The 14,174-nt window shown below is 72.9% G+C and carries 14 protein-coding genes; 4 read left to right on the top strand and 10 right to left on the bottom strand.

Annotated features, from left to right (window positions below; genetic code table 11):
• The first annotated feature begins 2 nt into the window (after window positions 1–2).
• Entirely contained in the window at window positions 3–1,022 is a 1,020-nt protein-coding gene (locus AB0K03_RS07615; RefSeq protein ID WP_364681825.1) for an SDR family oxidoreductase, read from the top strand.
• Window positions 1,023–1,046: 24 nt separating this feature from the next.
• Here AB0K03_RS07615 and AB0K03_RS07610 read toward each other — a convergent pair whose 3' ends face one another.
• A complete protein-coding gene (locus AB0K03_RS07610; protein WP_364681823.1) occupies window positions 1,047–3,230 on the bottom strand; it encodes an MMPL family transporter in 2,184 nt (727 codons plus the stop codon).
• 187 nt (window positions 3,231–3,417) lie between these two features.
• Here AB0K03_RS07610 and AB0K03_RS07605 point away from each other — a divergent pair, with 187 nt between their 5' ends.
• Window positions 3,418–3,798 carry a hypothetical protein gene (locus AB0K03_RS07605; protein ID WP_364681821.1) on the top strand — a complete coding sequence of 127 codons (381 nt, stop codon included), beginning with the start codon at window positions 3,418–3,420 and terminating at the stop codon, window positions 3,796–3,798.
• A gap of 18 nt (window positions 3,799–3,816) precedes the next feature.
• Here the strand turns inward: AB0K03_RS07605 and AB0K03_RS07600 are convergent, their stop codons facing one another.
• Window positions 3,817–4,164, bottom strand: coding sequence for a hypothetical protein (locus AB0K03_RS07600; protein WP_364681819.1), 348 nt, complete (start codon window positions 4,162–4,164; stop codon window positions 3,817–3,819).
• A gap of 181 nt (window positions 4,165–4,345) precedes the next feature.
• On the opposite strand from AB0K03_RS07600, the gene AB0K03_RS07595 reads away from it, so the two are divergent.
• Both AB0K03_RS07595 and AB0K03_RS07590 read left to right on the top strand, forming a co-directional pair.
• A complete protein-coding gene (locus tag AB0K03_RS07595) occupies window positions 4,346–5,044 on the top strand; it encodes a hypothetical protein (RefSeq protein ID WP_364681817.1) in 699 nt (232 codons plus the stop codon).
• 77 nt (window positions 5,045–5,121) lie between these two features.
• Window positions 5,122–6,096, top strand: a complete 975-nt coding sequence (locus AB0K03_RS07590) for a cation diffusion facilitator family transporter (RefSeq protein WP_364681815.1) — start codon at window positions 5,122–5,124, stop codon at window positions 6,094–6,096.
• Here AB0K03_RS07590 and AB0K03_RS07585 read toward each other — a convergent pair.
• Genes AB0K03_RS07585 through AB0K03_RS07550 form a run of 8 tightly spaced genes read right to left on the bottom strand, consistent with a single transcriptional unit; the run spans window position 6,083 to window position 14,050 of the window.
• Window positions 6,083–7,486, bottom strand: coding sequence for a proton-conducting transporter membrane subunit (locus AB0K03_RS07585; RefSeq protein WP_364681813.1), 1,404 nt, complete (start codon window positions 7,484–7,486; stop codon window positions 6,083–6,085). The genes AB0K03_RS07590 and AB0K03_RS07585 overlap by 14 nt on opposite strands.
• Before the next feature lie 10 nt (window positions 7,487–7,496).
• On the bottom strand, window positions 7,497–8,981 hold the full coding sequence (locus tag AB0K03_RS07580; protein ID WP_364681811.1) for an NADH-quinone oxidoreductase subunit M: 1,485 nt from the start codon (window positions 8,979–8,981) through the stop codon (window positions 7,497–7,499).
• Window positions 8,982–8,983: 2 nt separating this feature from the next.
• Window positions 8,984–10,834 carry a proton-conducting transporter membrane subunit gene (locus AB0K03_RS07575; RefSeq protein ID WP_364681809.1) on the bottom strand — a complete coding sequence of 617 codons (1,851 nt, stop codon included), beginning with the start codon at window positions 10,832–10,834 and terminating at the stop codon, window positions 8,984–8,986.
• The gene (gene nuoK / locus AB0K03_RS07570) at window positions 10,831–11,136 is read right to left on the bottom strand and encodes an NADH-quinone oxidoreductase subunit NuoK (RefSeq protein ID WP_364681807.1); all 306 of its coding nucleotides are present in this window, start codon (window positions 11,134–11,136) and stop codon (window positions 10,831–10,833) included. The genes AB0K03_RS07575 and nuoK overlap by 4 nt, the downstream gene beginning before the upstream one ends.
• On the bottom strand, window positions 11,133–11,672 hold the full coding sequence (locus AB0K03_RS07565; protein ID WP_364681805.1) for an NADH-quinone oxidoreductase subunit J: 540 nt from the start codon (window positions 11,670–11,672) through the stop codon (window positions 11,133–11,135). The genes nuoK and AB0K03_RS07565 overlap by 4 nt, the downstream gene beginning before the upstream one ends.
• Window position 11,673: 1 nt before the next feature.
• Complete coding sequence (locus AB0K03_RS07560; RefSeq protein ID WP_364681804.1) at window positions 11,674–12,600, bottom strand: complex I subunit 1 family protein; 927 nt, start codon at window positions 12,598–12,600, stop codon at window positions 11,674–11,676.
• Window positions 12,597–13,736 carry a hypothetical protein gene (locus AB0K03_RS07555; protein ID WP_364681802.1) on the bottom strand — a complete coding sequence of 380 codons (1,140 nt, stop codon included), beginning with the start codon at window positions 13,734–13,736 and terminating at the stop codon, window positions 12,597–12,599. Before AB0K03_RS07555 ends, AB0K03_RS07560 begins: the two co-directional genes overlap by 4 nt.
• Window positions 13,727–14,050, bottom strand: a complete 324-nt coding sequence (locus AB0K03_RS07550) for an NADH-quinone oxidoreductase subunit A (protein ID WP_364682441.1) — start codon at window positions 14,048–14,050, stop codon at window positions 13,727–13,729. Before AB0K03_RS07550 ends, AB0K03_RS07555 begins: the two co-directional genes overlap by 10 nt.
• Between the last annotated feature and the right edge of the window lie 124 nt (window positions 14,051–14,174).

The following is a 14,174-nucleotide window of genomic DNA, read 5'->3' as shown; positions in this document are numbered from 1 at the left end:
AGATGGAGGGAGATGTCGTGACAGGACGTCGTATTGCTGTGGTGACCGGCGCAAGCGCGGGTGTCGGGCGGGCGGTCGTCCGTGAGCTCGCGGGACACGGGTGGGACGTGGCGGTGCTGGCCCGGGGTGAGGCCGGCCTGCGCGGTGCCGTCAAGGACGTCGAGGCGGCGGGCGGGCGTGGCCTCGCCGTTGCGGCCGATGTGGCCGACCTCGAGCAGGTCCGGTCGGCGGCGGCCCGGGTGGAGCGGGAGCTCGGCGCGATCGAGCTGTGGGTCAACGACGCGTTCTCGGGCGACCTGCGCTACTTCTGGGACATTCCCGAGGACGAGTACCGGCGGATCACGGAGGTCACGTACCTCGGGCAGGTGCACGGCACCCGGGTGGCGCTCGAGCACATGCGTCCCCGTGACCGGGGTGTCATCGTCCAGGTGGGCAGCGCGCTGGCCTTTCGCGGTATCCCGCTGCAGTCGGCGTACTGCGGTGCGAAGCACGCCGTCAAAGGCTTCACCGAGAGTGTGATCACCGAGTTGAAGCACTGCGGCAGCGCGGTACGAGTCGGCATGGTGCAGCTGCCCGGGGTCAACACGGTCCAGTTCGACTGGAACGCCACCGGCTTCGACGAGCATCCGCAGCCGGTCGCGCCGGTGTTCCAGCCGGAGCTCGCCGCGCGCGCCGTCCGGTTCCTCGCCGAGCATCCCCGGCGCACCATGTGGGTCGGCTTCTCCACGGCGTACACGATTCTGGGCAACCGGGTCGCCCCGTGGTTCCTCGACTGGTACATGGCCCGCAAGACGGTCCAGGGCCAGCTCACCAACGCCGGCGGTCCGCGCTATGGCAGCAACGTCTTCGAGCCGCGCGACGAGGACGCGGACCGTGGTGCGCACGGCATGTTCGATGCGAAGGCGAAGTCCCGGGATGCTTGGTCGTGGGCCTCCATGCATCGGCTGGCCCTCGCCGGTGCGGCCGCCGGAGTCCTGGCCGCCGCCGGCGTGGTCCGCGGCCGGCGAGCGATGACCCACTGAGGCCGGACGGCCCGGTCGCCCGCGTCACCGCAGCCGGTTCGGCCACCCGCTGGCCCGGCCCAGCAACGCCAGCAGGGCCGGGACCAGCAGGGATCTCACCAGCACCGCATCGAGGAGCACACCGAGCGACATGGCGAACGCGATCTCCCGGAACGGTCGCAACGGTACGACGGCCAGCAGGGCGAAGCTCGCCGCCAGGGTGACCGCGGCGGTGGTCACCGTGCGCGACGAGGGTGGGACGACCACCACGAGCGCTTCACGCAGCGGCCGGCGGCGCGCTTCCTGCCACACGTGTCCCACGGTGAAGATCGTGTAGTCCGAGCCGAGGGCGACGAGCAGGACCGCCGCGGCGAACGGTACGTAGAACGTCAGCCCGTCGTGGCCCAGGACCGTGTCGAACAGCCACGTCGTGATGCCCAGGGTCGAGCCGAGGGCGAGCACGTTCAGTCCGAGCAGGAGCACGGGAGCCACCAGCGCCCGGAGGAAGAGCATCACCATCAGCAGGTTGACCAGGAGTGTGGCCACCACGATGCGTTCGAGGTCGTCCAGCGTCTGCCTGACCACCATCTCGCCGATGGCGGTGTCCCCGGCGATGCCGAACGTGACGCCGTCGAGCCCCGCGGAGCGCATCAGCGCGGGCAGATCCGTCCGCAGGGCCGTCAGCGTGTCGATCGCGGTGGCACCCAGGGGCGCGGTGCCGAGCACGATCAGGTACCGGGCCGCGTCGCCGTCGCGGGACAGCACCAGGCCGGCGGCCTGCGGGGCGACCTGGTCGGCAGGACCCACGACGCCCGCCACACCGGGGCGGCCGGCGATCGTCTTCTGCAGTGCCGCCAGGGCGTCACGCCGCTCGACGACGTCCTTGCCCTGCACCAGGAGCACCGTGGGGGAGACGATGCCGTCGGCGAACCCCTGGCGGGCCGCTGATGCCGCCTGGCGGACCTCGTTACCGGCGGGGAGCGAGGGCACGAACGACAGGCCGATGCCCATGTGGCGCACCGGTACGGCCGCCAGGGCGAGCCCGGTGAGGCCGGTCAGCAACACCGCCAGGGCAGTGCCGGGCCGTACGAGCCGGCGCATCCGGCGGTGACGCCGCTCGAGGCCGCGCCGTGCGGCGGCGTCCTGGATCGCCCTGTGCCCTCCCGGCCAGAGCGCCACCGGGCCGAGGATCGCGAGCAGAGCGGGCACCAGCGTCGTGGCGACCACGACCCCGACGAGGACGGCGAGTGCCATGCCCGGTCCGAACGCACGGAACAGGGCCGACTCGGCGACGACCAGTACGCCCGTGCCACAGGCCACCGTGACACCGGCGACGGCGATGATGGGCGTCGTCCGGCGGGTCGCCCGGCGCGCCGCCTCCAACCGGTCGCCGTGACGGCCGAGCTCGGCGCGCATTGCGAACAGGTAGAACACCACGTAGTCGGTGACGACACCCAGTAACAGGGCGACCAGCAGCGGCTCCACCTCGCTCGGGATGTTCACCTTCAGCGCCGCGCCCGCCATCGCGGCCACCTGGAGCGTCACCCGGATGGCCACACCGGCGGTGAACAGGGTGATGAGGGGAGCGACGAGCGAACGGAACGCCACCGTGACGATGAGCAGGACGGCGGCGAGCGTCGCCATCTCCACGGTGGGCAGTGCCCGGCCGACAACTGTGCCCTGCTCCACCCGGGCCGGCACTGTGCCGGTGACCCCTATGACGTCGTCCTCCGGCCCGAAGTGGCGGTCGGCGAAGTCGCGTGCGGCCCGCGCCTGTGCCGAGAAGCCGACGTCCGGCGGGATGAACAGCAGGGTGATGATCGTCGTACCGTTCTCCCGGCTTCCGGGGAACCAGCCGAAGGTGTTCGGCACCGGGATCGCCCCGAGGATCGGGCCGACGTCGTCGTACTGCCGCTGGGTCACGGCGGCCGCCCGGGCCACCGCTTCCGCCTGCGTCAGATTCGACAGCCCGTCCGGGTCGCGCTGCACCACGGCGACGCGGCTGAGCAGCGGGAACCCGAACTGCTGGAAGGACTGCAGCTCGGTCTTGATCGGCGCGCTGTCCGGCGAGACGAACCCGTCGACCCCTCCGCCGGCGGACGGCACACCGTTGGCGGTCAGCGCCAGCAGCACCCAGACGGCGACGACGACCCAGCGGGCGCGCACCAGCCGTCCGGCGTACCCCATCGTCCGGCGACCCGGCGGGTCCGGCTGCTGGCGTCGAGTCATGGCGGTCCTGACGAGGGCGTGACGGGTGGTCTCCGGTCCCGGATCGTCCGGCGCCGGCTGGCGAGCGTCTCTCCCGTGCTGCCCTGTGCCGGGTGCCGGGAAACGTCAGGCAGCGCCCGCAGCGCGTCCCCGGCTGCTTGTCATCCGGGCTCCGTGGGTACGCCCGAGTCCCGGGGAAGGAGAAGACATGGCCAAGATCGGACCTGTGGTGGCGTCGCGACCGCCGTGGCTCATGCCCGTCCTGACGTTCGTCGTCGGCCTGGCACTGGGGGCCGGGCTTCTCGCGCTCCTGCGGCCGGGCTCACCCGGGGACCCGGGATCGGACCGGGGTGGCGGCACGCCGGCCGCCGTCTCGCCCAGCGGCCCCGGGGTTACCGTGCCGGCCAGTTGCGCGCAGGGCCTGGAGCGGGCACGGGCCGCGCTGGACGGCGCCGGCGACGCGGTCGACGCGCTCCGGCGACTGCAGACCTCCCGGCTGCAGCGCATCCTCGACGACCTGCAGAGCGCCCAGGCGGAAGTCGACCGTTTGGGCGAGCAGTGTCGCCGCCAGAGCAGAACAGTCAACTGAGCCGGGCCGGGCGTGGGGTCAGCCGCCCGCCCCGGCCGTCGGTTCTCGCAGCCCTCCGAAGACAGTGCGGGCGGCCCGCTCGGCGTTGCTGTACGCAACCCGGCACACGGCGGGATCGCGGTGGACGGCGGGGGACTCGGCGACCACCGTGCCGTCGGCAGCGTGCAGCACCCAGCGGAAATGCTCGGCGGGCGTGCCGATGATCTCGACCTCGCCACCTCCTCGCCGGAGCCACTCGACGGCTTGTCGCCACGGGAGCCGATCCCGCGCGCCGGCCTCGCGTGCGAGGACATCCGCCCCGGAAGGGGTCCGATTCACCAGCCGCCACCGGCCTGTGCCGTCCTGACGGACCTCGAACCTGATCATGACTGCCTCCTTCGCCCGGTGTGAGAAGCCGCCGTGCGACTACCCGGTACGCCTGGTCCGAAAAGCGGAGTCGCCGGTGAAACGGTCAACGAACTGTCATGAGACAGCCACGCATCTGCGGTGCCGGCGGGTACAGGGAGGGACGTGTGTCGATCGAACGTCCGACAAGAAGGTGATGATCATGAGACTCGATCGGGTCGTTCTCGCCGCGGTTCTCCTGAGTGGCCTCACGGCCTGCTCGGACGGCGACTCCTCCCCGGATGCAGCCGGCGCGCCCGCCACGCCACCCGCCTCAAGTTCGCCGGGGGCACCGCAGACGTCGAATCCGCCCCCGGCGACGGCGTCCGCCGCCACGGCGGCCCCCGCGCCCCGGTGCGTCACCGGACAGTGGCGGGCCACCGGTGTCGCCTCGGCCGGCACCATCGGCGACGCGCGCGGTCGCATCGCCGGCGGTACGGGCACGGCGATGACGGTCGGCCCGGACGGCCGGACGGAGGTGGACTTCCGGGCCGCGAAGCCGCTGACCTTCACGGCGGAGGCCGCCGGTGCGGACATCCGGGGAACGGTCGCGTACCAGGGCTCGTTCCGCGGATCGGTCACCTTCCAGGGCGGGGAGGGCACCGGACGGTGGAACCCGCAGGGCCGCATCAGCTGGAGCGATCTCAACGCGACCGTACGGCTCAGCGAGCCGTTCACCGTCACCCTGCTCGACGGGGCCAACCTGGCCGACATCAGCCGTGACACGTTGCCGGGGGCCGGCGGTGCGGTGGACGTCCAGCCGATTCTGCGTGGTGGAACCTACGAATGCGCGGGGGACACGCTCCGGCTGCGTACCCGTGCCAACGGGCCTGACGTGACCTGGACCTTCACCCGTGCCTGACGCCGACGGGCACAGGCCCCCGGCACAGTGGTGGATCCGGTGTGTGCTGCACCCTGGCCCGGGGTAGGCCCCCTACCGTGGCTGAGAGTACCGAGGGCGGTAGCGGCGGCAGCACCCGGACCGTGATCGTCGCCGTACTGATGAACATGGCGATCGCGGTGGCGAAGACGGTCGCCGCGATCCTGACCGGCTCGGCCTCGCTGTGGGCCGAGGCCGCCCACTCGACCGCGGACACGGGGAACGAGGTGCTGCTGTTCATCGGGCTGCGGCGCTCGGCGAAGGAGCCGGACGCGCGGCATCCCTTCGGTTACGGCCAGGAACGGTACTTCTGGACGTTCCTCGCCGCGCTCGGCATCTTCCTGATCGGCGGGGCGCTGTCGATCGGCGAGGGTGTCCGCAGTCTGCTGGTTCCCGAACCCCTCGAGTCCCTCTGGATCGGGATCGGCGTCCTGGTCGTGGCCTTCGGGTTCGAGAGCTACTCCTGGTACACCGCCCGCAAGCAGTTGCGCGTGGAGTCTCAGCAACGGCAGCGCTCCATGGTGGAGCATCTGCGCCGGGCCTCGGATCCCAGCGCCACGACCGTCTTCCTCGAGGACACCGCCGCGCTCATCGGTCTCGTGCTGGCGCTGGCGGCGCTGGTGCTGCACGCCGGGACCGGCTGGGCGGGCTGGGACGCGGTGGGCAGCATGGGCATCGGCGTCCTGCTGATCGTCGTCGCGTTCCTGCTGGCGCGGCGCTCGAAGACGTTGCTGCTGGACGAGTCGGCGCCGCCCGACGTGCTCGAACCGATCCGCGCCCAGGTCGCCGGCGCCGCGTGGGTCGGCGCGGTCCACGACCTGCACGCCGTCTATGTCGGTCCGGGAAGCCTGCTGGTGAACGCCTGGATCAGCCCCGTCGAGGCGTCCTGTCGTGCCCCGGGCGCGGATCTGGTCCGTCAGGTCGCACAGCTGCGGTCGACGTTGCTGGACAACCCCGCGATCACCCAGGTGACGGTGACGGTCTCCGGCGAGCAGGGAAACGGTACGCCTCCGGCACGTGTCACCGGGTCATGACGCCCGAAACCGCGTCGTACACCGGACCGGCGGCCACGCCGAGGGCGAGCGTCGCGATGGCGGCGACCACGGCGACGGCGGCGGCGGGCCGGTCCCGCTCGTGCTCCCCGGGGAACGCCCCGGCCTGGCCGGTGAACGCGGGCCGCAGCCAGCGCAGGTAGTAGTAGAGGCTGGCGACGGTGTTCGCGGCGGCGACCACGACCAGCCAGCCCAGGCCGCCGTCCCAGGCCGCGGCGAAGACGGTGAGCTTGCCGGCGAACACCGCGGTGGGCGGGGTGCCGACCAGTCCCAGCAGGCACACGACCAGCGACGCGATGACCCAGGGGTGGCGCCGGACGGCCGCCCGGTAGTCCTCGAGGGTGTCGCGACCGGGCAGCGCGGCCACGACCGCGAAGGCGCCGGTGTTGGTCAGCGCGTACGCGGCCAGGTAGAGCAGCAGCGCGGGCAAAGCCCGGCCGGTGGCGCCGGCGACGGCGACCGCCATGAACAGGTAGCCGACCTGGCTGATGGTCGAGTAGCCGAGCAGGCGCCGCACGGCGGTCTGGGAGAAGGCGGCGAGGTTGCCCAGGGTCATGGTCGCCGCGGCGACGACCGCGGCGACCGCCGGCCAGCCGCTGTCCGCCGGGACCGCACTGAGCAGCCGGTACGCCGCGACCAGCGCGCCGACCTTCGGGATGGTGGTGAGTACGGTGGCCGCAGCGGTGGTGGCCCCCTGAACGGCGTCGGGAACCCAGAAGTGGACCGGGACGGCGCCGGCCTTGAACAACAGTCCGGTCAGCGTGGCCACGACACCGGCGGCGACCAGCCCTGCCGCCGCCCCGGGCAGGCGGGTGGACAGTTCGTCGTAGCGCGTGGTGCCGCCCGCGGCGGCGAGCAGGGCGACGCCGGCCAGCAGGAACACGCCGACCAGGGCGCCGAGCAGGTACAGCTTCAGCGCGGCCTCGGCCTGGTGCGCGCGGCGGCCCCAGCCGGTCAGCCCGTAGAGGGGGATGGTCGCCAGCAGGTACGCCACGGCGAGCACCAGCAGGTCGGAGGCGCCGGCGAGCAGCACCGCGCCCAGACCTGCCAGCAGGACGAGCACGTAGAACTCGGTCTGCCGGCGGTCACCGTCGACGCGTCCCTGCGCCAGCACGATGATCAGAAGACCGGCGAGGGGAACGACGACACGAGCCGTGGTGGTTGCGGCGTCGACGGCGTAGGTGTGCGCGTACACCATCTGGTCGGTCCTGCCGACGACCGCGCTGATCGGGGCCGCGATCAGCGCGGCGGCCGCGACCAGCCCGGCGACGCCTTGCCGGCGCCGGGGCAGGAACGATCCGCACAGCAGCGTGGCCACCGCGCCGGCGAGCAGCAGCAGTTCGGGCAGCAGAGCCAGGGGTTTCTCGTTCATCACCCGTCGCCTATCGCGCCACGAGGTCGGCGACGCTGCGGGCGGCCGGTTCGACGAGGTCCAGCAGAGGCCGGGGGAAGACCCCGATGACGAACGCGAGCAGGAGCAGCGGGGCGATCGCGGCCGTCTCGCCCGGCCGGATGTCCGCGGCCGGGGACAGCGCGTGCCGCGACGGACCGAGGAACACGCGGTGCAACGCCCAGAGGAACAGGGCAGCGGTGAGCAGGATGCCCAGCACGGCGAGGCCGGTGGCGACCGGTGCGGAACCGAAGCTACCGGTGAAAATCTGGAATTCGGCGATGAAGCCGCTGAACGCGGGGAGCCCCAGCGAGGCGAACGCGGCCACGGCGGTCAGCGCGGCGAAGCGTGGCGTGTCGGCGGCCAGTCCGCCGTACGCACCCATCTCGTACGTGCCGCCGCGGTCGAACAACACCCCGGCGAGCAGGAACAGCGCCCCGGTGATCAGGCCGTGGCTGACCATCTGGGTGACTGCGCCGGTGACCGCCACCGACCGTGCCTCGACGTCCGTGCCGGAGATCAGGCCGGCGGCGCCCACCGCCAGGACGATGTAGCCCATGTGATTGACCGACGTGTACGCGATCATCCGCTTGAAGTTCGTCTGCGCCAACGCGACCAGGGCGCCATAGAGCGCGCTGATCACGCCGATGACGACGGCGACGAGGGCGTACCGCCGCCACGCCTCCGGCAGCATGGGCATGGCGATGCGGACGAACCCGTACGTGCCCATCTTCAGCAGGACACCGGCGAGCACGGCGGAGCCGGCCGCCGGAGCGTCGGTGTGCGCCGGTGGCAGCCAGGTGTGGAACGGGAACGTCGGCGTCTTGACGGCCAGGCCGGCCCCGATCGCGAGCAGGACGAGCGCACCCGTGGCCCCGCGCCCGGTCAGCGGCGTCTGCGTGGTGAGCTCGACCATGTCGAACGTGTGCGGCACGGCGGCCAGGAACAGGCCGATGAAGCCGACGAGGAGGGCGAGCGAGCCCACGAACGTGTAGAGGAAGAACTTGAGCGCCGAACGGGCTGCCTGCGCGCCGTGGCCCCACCCGGCGATGACGGCGTACATGCCGACGATGGACAGGTCGAAGAAGACGAAGAAGACGATGAGGTCGAGCGCGCTGAACAATCCCAGACACGTCGTCTCGAGCGCCAGGAACAAGGCGGCGAACCGGCGCGGCCGGTCGGTGTGACGCAGCGAGTACACCGCACAAGCGCAGAAGATCACCGTGGTGAGGGCCAGGAGGGGGAGCGACAGCCCGTCGACGCCGAGGTGGTAGCCGGACCGCACGCCGGGGATCCACGGGCGGTTCACCTCGTACCCGATGCCGCCGTCGTAACCGCTCCACAGCGCGACCACGGCGGCGACCTCGGCGGCGCTGACCACCACCCAGGTCCAGCGTACCGCCCGATCCGGCAACCCACGCCATAACAGGATCACCGCGGCGGCGACGGCAGGGGCGAACACCAGCATCGTCAGCATCGTCACCTCACCACGAGGACCAACAGGAGGACGGCGGCCGTCAGTCCCACGACCGCCTGGGCGTAGTACTGGTGAACCTGCCCGGTCTGCGGACGGCGGGCCAGGTCGCCGAGCCGCCGGGTCCCCGCCGCCAGCGCCCGTACCGCGGCGTCCACGCCCGCGTCGTCGGCCCGGGCGGCGGTCCGCGCCAGCCGCAGGGTGCCGGGTGCGGTCGCTTCGACCGCCCGGTCGAGCACCCGGTCGTCGAAGCGGGCCAGCACGCGGGCGAGGCCCAGCACCGGCCGCGCGACGAGGCGGTCCGCGGCAGCGCCGAGGCCGATCCAGGCTCTCGCCCACGCCGGGGCGGGAAGACGCGGCGCCAGCCATCCGGCCGCGATCACCGAGGCCACCGCGAGCACAGCGGACAGGACCATTTCCCAGCCGGTCGCGTGCGGCTCGCCGGAGACGCCGAGCGCCCGGCGGAAGGCGTCGCTCCCCGGTGGCAAGGCCAGGATTCCGAGTACGGCCGCAGCCCCGGCGAGCACGACCAGCGGTGCCCGTTCCCAGCCGTCCACCCGCCGGCTGCCGGGCCGTTCGGTGTCGTAATGCGCCTCCGGGTTCCGGGGCAACGGACGCAGCACCAGCCCGAGGGCTTTACCGGCGTAGGCGGCCGACAGCACCGCTCCGGCCAGACAGGCGATGTACAGCGGCAGCGAGAAGTCCCGCGCGGCGGCTAACACCTCGTCCTTGGTGGCCCACAAGGCCAGCGGCGGCACGCCGGCGAGCCCCAGCGCCCCGACGGCGAAGGTGACGCCGACGAGGCGGTGCCGGCGCCCGGGTCCGCGCAGCGCCGCCAGGTCGCGGGTGCCCAGCGACGACAACCACGCTCCCGCGGCGAGGAACAGCAGGGCCTTCGTGGCGGCGTGCCCGATGAGGTGGGCGGCCCCGCCGGCGACACCACCGGTGGCCGCCGCGACGAACACGAAACCCAGCTGGGCGCTGGTCGACGCGGCGAGCAGCTGCTTGAGATCGTTCTGTCCCACGGCCACGGCGCCCAGCAGCACCGCCGTACCGGCGCCGATCCAGGCCGCGGTGGTCGCCGCCCAGCCGGTGGCGCCCAGCAGCGGGTGCAGCCGCAGCAGCAGGTACCCACCCATGGCGACCATCGCGGCGGAATGCAGCAGAGCGCTGACCGGGCTCGGCCCGAGCATGGCCCGGGACAACCAGAAGGACAGCGGCAGCTGGGCGGCTTTTCCGACCGCTGCCGCCAGCACTCCGGCGGCCACGACGTGGCGCCACGGGGACGGCAGCGCGGCCAGGCCGTCCAGCCCCAGGCCGGCACCGGCGGCGAGGGCCGCGCCGGCGGCGACGTAGAGACCGGCGTCGCCGAGCCGGGTCGTCAGGAACGCGGTCGTACCGGCGGACACCCGGGCGTCGTCGTGGCGGTCGAACGCGATCAGCGCGTACGAGGTGGCACCCATGATCTCCCAGCCGATCAGGAGCGCCGGCAGCGTGGCCGCCGTGACCGTCAGCAGTACGGCGGCCACGAAGATCAGCATCAGGCCGAAGAAGCGGGCCCGCCCACCGGCGACGTCGCCCACCGAGAACACGAGGACCAGCAGGGCGACCGCGGCGACCGCCACGAGCACGACACCGGCGAGGCCGTCGACGGCCAGTCCGAAGGGACCTCCCGCGACGAACGCGACCTCGAGGTGCGGACGCCCCGCCGCGACCAGAACGGCAAGAGCCAGGACCACGACGGCCGCGAGCACCGCGACGGCCGGTGCGGCGCGGGAGAGGCGGCGGCCGCCGGCGGCCAGCACGGCCCCCGCGGCCGCGGGCAGGCCGATGAGGGTCCACAGCGCCGCGGTCATCCGCGCAGCTCCGCGGCCATGTCGGTCATGTCGGCGTCCTTGGCGCGAAACAGCAGCGTGGTCACCGCGAAGCCCATCGCCATCTCCACCGTCATGGCGGCGAGCACCACCAGGACGAAGATCTGCCCGTCGGGAGCGTCCGGGGTGAGGAAGTACCAGAAGGCGGCTCCGGCCACGACCAAGGCGTTGATCATCAGCTCGAGGCCCATCATCACCATGACCACGGCCTGCTGGCTGAGGGCACCGTAGAGGCCGACCGCGAACAGGGCGGCGGCCAGCAGGAGGAACATCTGCAGGTTCACGCGCCGCCCCCGGTGTCGTCGGCGGCCGGTGCCTCGTCCCCGTCGTAGCGACCCCGGCCGGTGGCCAGCACGAGCGCGGACACCATGGTGGCGAACAGCACGGCCGACACGGTCATCATCACCAGCATCTTCGAGCCCATCACGGGCTCGCCCAGCGCACGCGTCACGTCGGCGGGTGGCTCACCCCGGCGCTGCGGCCACGGGGTCAGCAGGGCGCCGGCGGACAGCAGCAGGAAGACGCCCACGGAGATCACCAGGGCGCCGCGCTTGTTGTGCAGCATGGACATCGGCATCAGCCCGCCGGGGTTCATCATGTACATGATCATGAAAACGGCCATGATGCCCATCTCCATGAGCATCATCAGGATCGTGATGACCCCGAGGTAGCCGGCATCGATGAGCAGGAGGGCCGTGCCTACGGCGACGAAGCTGACCGCCAGCGCTGCGGTGGCCCGCGCCATCGAGTTCACCGTGAACACCGCCACCCCGGCCGCCACCGCGACGACCGCCAGCACCCAGAACACCGTCGTCAGCACGTCAACTCCCCCTCACCGCGAGCACGGAGACCACCAGCAGTTGCAGCAGCGTGACCGGCAGGACCACGAGCCAGGCCAGCCGCATCACCCGGTCCGCCCGCAGCACCGGCATGCTCCGGCGCGCCGCCACCAGCGCGCAGAGGACCAGCGCGGTCTTGCCGAGGCTCCACAGCCAGCCCGGCAGGAAGGGTCCGGCGCCGCCACCGAGAAACAACGCGGTGCTCATCCCGGCGCAGACGGTGAGCAGGGCGTACCGGCCGGTCAGCAGCACCAGGCGATCCACGCCGGACGGTTCGGACAGGACGCCTCCCGCGATGTCCCGTCCGGCGGGGTAGGACAGTGGCCCCCAGAGGCTGAACCCGGCCACCGCGACGAGGAAGACCACGAAGGCGGCGGGCATCCGCACCACGAACCACGTCTGCTCCTGCGCGGCGACGATCTCACCGATGCGCAGGCTGCCCGCCGCCACCGCGGGAGCGGTCAGCGCGAACATCAACGGCAACTCGTACGCCAGCGCCTGGCTGAGGAACCGGTAGCCCCCGATGAGCCCGTGCGCGCTGTTGGCGCCCCATCCCGCCGCCCACACGGTGAGCCACAGCGCCACGTCGAGCGCGTTGAACCACACGAGTCCGACCGCGGGATCGGCGACCGCGGTCCCCCCGACCGGGACCAGCACCGCCATGAGGAGCGCGATCACCAGCGGGCTCGCGGTGCCCGTACGCCACAGCAGGGCGTCCGGCGCCACCGTGGTGCGCCGTCGCTGCCGCAGCAGCCGTGCCGTCTCCCACACCGGCCGGCCCAGCCGCCAGGCCACCGGGCGACCGCGTCCTGCCGGATCGAGCAACCCGTCGAGGGCGGCTGCGCCGCCGGCGAGGACGAGCACCAGGGCGGCGGCCGGCACCACCGCCCAGGCGGGGGCAGCCGTCACGAGCGGACCTCCGCCGGCTGCGACGAGGCGGCGAGCTCGTCCGTGTCGGGGTCGAGGCTGGCCAGCACGAGCCGGGCCGCCGCGATGTCCAGGCCCACCACGAGCTCGTCCGCGGCGGCGAGCAGCCCGGCGGAGGCGGGACGCCCGGGCACCGATCGTCCCCGGGGGCCCGGACCGGCCGGTTCGCCGGCGAGGAGCGCGTCCGTCTCCGTCAGCCAACGCCGCCACCTGGCCGTGACATCGCCGCCTTCCGCCGCCGCGCGCGCCGCCGGGCCGCTCACCCCGAGCCGGTCGGCGGTCCCGGCGGTGAGCACGCCGAGTCCGTCGGTCGCCCAGCGCAGCGCAGGCGACCGGTTCAGCCGCCGCGTGATCGCCGCCAGCTGCGCCCGGAGCACCGGCTGCGGCGTGTCCGCCAAAGCGCTGTCGCGCAGCCGCCGTACCCGCCATGCCATGCCGGACCAGCCGACCACGGCCAGGAGCCGCCCCAGGGAGTCGAGGTGCGACGCCGCGTACCGCCGGGAGGCGCCGAGCCCGGTGGCGTCCCAGAACGGCCGGGACTGCGCGGCCGGCGCCGGTACGACCCGCGCCTGCGCCTGCTGAACCAGGTCGCCCTGCACCTTCAGGTCCATGACGAGACCCGCCGGCCAGTCCGCCAGCACCGGTCCGAGGGGAACGGTGAGGACGTCGAGGGTGAGGGCGTCGCGGTCCGGCCCCCGATCGGCCATCATCAGGCCGCCCGGCATCCGCATGCCCCCGTCCTGGCCGCCGTCCATGTCCGGCGCCCGGTCCGCCCACTCGTCGCCGCGGTCGCGGTCGCCGGCGCCGTGCGGGTCCGACAGCGCCAGGACCGCTCGCCCGAGCACCGTGCCGGCCTCGGCGGGATCGGCCAAGCCGGCGCGGGCCCGAGGGCCCGGCAGCTGCGACCACACGAGATCGATCGCCTCCCGTAGCTCATCGCCGGGATTCCCGACGATCAGCAGCACGTCCGCGTCGCTGGGCCCGGTCGCCTCCACCGCCCCGATCCGGGCCGTCTCCGCCTCCACGGCCAGGCGTACGGCCGTCGCGCCGGGCGTCACCACCGGCAGCACGTGGGGACGCCGCCGGGCCCACCGCCCGAGAATTTCCGTCAAGACCATCGCAGCGCGCCCTCCCGCCACGCGTAGACGACACCCGCCATCAGCACGCTGAGAAACCCGAACATCTCCACGACGGCCTTGACACCCACCTGCGGCACGACCAGCGCCCAGGGGTACATGAACAACATCTCCACGTCGAAGGCCAGGAACAGCATCGTCAGGGCGTACCAGCGCACGTGGAACCGCGATACCGCATGGTGTTGCGGTTTGCTACCGGACAGGAACGGTGCGGCACGCAACGGGTCCGCCGCGACGGCGGTCCCGCGGTGCAGCAGATAGAGCAGGGCGACGACCGCCATGGCCAGACCTGCCATGGCGCCCGCGTTCACCAGCGCCTGCACGGCTCCTCCCCGACATCAGCGCGCGGCGGAGCCACGCTCGTTGTGCCCCCCCCTACCCACCGGATCACCGCTCTACTCGGCGGCTGTCCGACTTCGT

Origin of the sequence: Actinoplanes sp. NPDC049316, assembly GCF_040677315.1 — a bacterium.
In the GTDB taxonomy this organism is placed as follows: domain Bacteria; phylum Actinomycetota; class Actinomycetes; order Mycobacteriales; family Micromonosporaceae; genus Actinoplanes.
The sequence above is the reverse complement of the archived record's forward strand: the minus strand, read 5'-3'. Positions and strand labels throughout refer to the sequence as shown.

Coding starts and splice junctions, on each gene's coding strand:
- AB0K03_RS07615 (WP_364681825.1), top strand. CDS start 3: ATGGAGGGAGATGTCGTGACAGGACGTCGTATTGCTGTGGTGACCGGC.
- AB0K03_RS07595 (WP_364681817.1), top strand. CDS start 4,346: ATGAGACTCGATCGGGTCGTTCTCGCCGCGGTTCTCCTGAGTGGCCTC.
- AB0K03_RS07610 (WP_364681823.1), bottom strand. CDS start 3,230: ATGACTCGACGCCAGCAGCCGGACCCGCCGGGTCGCCGGACGATGGGG.
- AB0K03_RS07555 (WP_364681802.1), bottom strand. CDS start 13,736: ATGGTCTTGACGGAAATTCTCGGGCGGTGGGCCCGGCGGCGTCCCCAC.
- AB0K03_RS07600 (WP_364681819.1), bottom strand. CDS start 4,164: ATGATCAGGTTCGAGGTCCGTCAGGACGGCACAGGCCGGTGGCGGCTG.
- AB0K03_RS07580 (WP_364681811.1), bottom strand. CDS start 8,981: ATGCTGACGATGCTGGTGTTCGCCCCTGCCGTCGCCGCCGCGGTGATC.
- AB0K03_RS07575 (WP_364681809.1), bottom strand. CDS start 10,834: ATGACCGCGGCGCTGTGGACCCTCATCGGCCTGCCCGCGGCCGCGGGG.
- AB0K03_RS07605 (WP_364681821.1), top strand. CDS start 3,418: ATGGCCAAGATCGGACCTGTGGTGGCGTCGCGACCGCCGTGGCTCATG.
- AB0K03_RS07585 (WP_364681813.1), bottom strand. CDS start 7,486: ATGAACGAGAAACCCCTGGCTCTGCTGCCCGAACTGCTGCTGCTCGCC.
- AB0K03_RS07550 (WP_364682441.1), bottom strand. CDS start 14,050: ATGGCAGGTCTGGCCATGGCGGTCGTCGCCCTGCTCTATCTGCTGCAC.